The following is a 391-nucleotide window of genomic DNA, read 5'->3' as shown; positions in this document are numbered from 1 at the left end:
TCGACGGTCTTGTCGATGGCGATGGCCTGGCCGGCGTTGGCGCCGACCTGGAACAGCTGGCTGGAGAACGAACCGTCCAGCAGCTTGGTGCCGTTGAACTCGGACTGCTTGGCGACGCGGTCGATTTCCGACGTCAGCTGCTTCACTTCGGCGTTCAGCGCGGCGCGGTCGGACGAGGAGTTCGTCGCGTTGGCCGACTGCACCGACAGCTCACGGATGCGCTGCAGGTTGTTGCCGATCTCGGTCAGTGACCCTTCGGCGACCTGGGCCAGCGAGATGCCGTCGTTGGCATTGCGCACGGCGACGTCGAGGCCGCGGATCTGGGTGCTGAAGCGTTCGGAGATGGCCAGACCGGCGGCGTCGTCCTTCGCGCTGTTGATGCGCAGGCCGG

The 391-nt window shown here is 66.5% G+C and carries 1 protein-coding gene; it reads right to left on the bottom strand.

Annotation, left to right across the window (positions count from 1 at the left end; translation table 11 throughout):
* On the bottom strand, positions 1–391 hold a 391-nt coding region (locus AX730_RS00570), incomplete at both ends, for a flagellin N-terminal helical domain-containing protein (protein WP_475277077.1).

It is taken from the genome of Pseudoxanthomonas mexicana (assembly GCF_001556105.1).
Lineage (GTDB): Bacteria > Pseudomonadota > Gammaproteobacteria > Xanthomonadales > Xanthomonadaceae > Pseudoxanthomonas_A > Pseudoxanthomonas_A mexicana_A.
This window is presented reverse-complemented; position numbering and strand designations above follow the sequence as displayed.